Source organism: Streptomyces niphimycinicus, from assembly GCF_018883605.1.
Lineage (GTDB): Bacteria > Actinomycetota > Actinomycetes > Streptomycetales > Streptomycetaceae > Streptomyces > Streptomyces niphimycinicus.
On the sequence record NZ_JAHLEM010000060.1, the window covers coordinates 1 to 1,545 of the forward strand.

Genomic DNA, 1,545 nt, shown 5'->3' on the forward strand with positions numbered 1-1,545 from the left:
GGGCGGGGCTGATCGGGCTCGGCATGGTGCCGGGCGTCGGGGCGCTGGCCGGGGCGGCGGAACCGGACCGGGTCGCCCAGGCCGCCGACCGCGCGCGGGCCAAGCTCAGCGCCCGCCTCCGCAGCCATGACGACGTGGACCTTGTCATGTCGCCCCTGGACGCCCTCACCCCCGCGTTCCTGAAGGACGTGGGCGAGGTGGCCGCGGCCGTGCCCTGGATGGTGTGGTTCTTCGACACCTATGAGCGCACCGGTCCGCTGCTGGACCTATGGCTGCGCGATTTGACTGCTCCCCTCCCTGAAGGGAGGGGATTCCTTCCTTCAGGGCTGATGGGGATTCCTGGCTCAGGCTGCCTCCGGGAGCTGCGCTCCCGGAGGTCTTGCGCCCTCGGCGCCAGCCGGGTTCAGACCTGCCCGGTGGAGCATCACGCGGGCGGAGTTCTTGTCTCTGGGGGAGACGGCTCCGCATGCGGTGCAGGTGTAGGTGCGCTCGGACAGCGGCAGTGCGTGCTTGGTTCTCGCTCCGCATGATGCGCAGTCCATGGTGGTGTGCGCGGGATGCACCAGACGGATGTCCCGCCCGTGCTTGCGGCCCATCTGGATCAGGGCCTTCTTCGTGGCGCCGATCGCGGCGTCGGCCGCCTTGCGCGCCATCGAGGACTTGGCCAGGAACTTCGGTTTGAAGTCCTCGACGGCGATGGCATCGTGGTCGGTCACTACCTTCTTGGCCCATTTGCGGCCGGTGTCCTGCCGCTGCCGGGCGATCTTCGCGTAGGTCTTCGCCCGCCACGTCTTCGCCTCGCGGTAGCCCTTCGAGGCGGCCTGGCCCTTCTTCGGTCTGCGGCGGGCCATCATCCGGTCGTACCGGGTCAGCCTGGCCCGGGCCTTGCGGCCGTGCCCGGCGTGGGGGAGGTCGTGGGCGTTCGAGGTGGTGGTCGCGGTCTGCTGCACGCCCCAGTCCACACCGAGCACCCTGCCGGTCTCCGGCAGCGGCCGCACCCTCGTGGGGACCACGAACGAGCAGTACCAGTGCCCGATGCTGTCCTGGTACACGCGCACCGAGGAGGGTTCGGCGGGCAGCGCCCGCGACCACACCACCGTCAGCGCGATCCCGCCCGCCAGTTGCAGGCGTCCGCTCTTCAGGCGGAACCCGCGCCGGGTGTAGTTCAGCGTCGGAAAGGCTTCGCGCTTCTTCTTCCACTTCGGCATACCGGACCGCTGCCGCTGAGGCAGCCGTTCCCGGATGTCCTTGCGCGCCTGGGCACGGGACCTGCCGAAGTCCCGGATCAACTGCTGCTGCGGAACACTGGAACCCGCACGCAGCCACGGCGTACGCTCCCGCGCCTCGGTCAGCATCCGGTCGAGCTGCGCCGGGCCACAGGTCCGCTTCCCGCCCGTGGTCTTGTTGTGCAGGTGGGTGGCCCTGGACTTGGCGACGCATTCGTTCCAGATCCACCGGCACCGGTCCCATTCCGCCAGCAGCGTCGTACGGGCGGTGGACGACACGCGAAGCCGGTACGTATACCGGGCGTGCCCGGCCTCGTCG

The 1,545-nt window shown here is 70.0% G+C and carries 1 protein-coding gene; it reads right to left on the reverse strand.

Annotation, left to right across the window (positions count from 1 at the left end; translation table 11 throughout):
- Positions 1-344: 344 nt before the first annotated feature.
- The coding region (locus KN815_RS07700; RefSeq protein WP_216340994.1) for an RNA-guided endonuclease InsQ/TnpB family protein at positions 345-1,545 on the reverse strand (1,201 nt) is incomplete at its 5' end.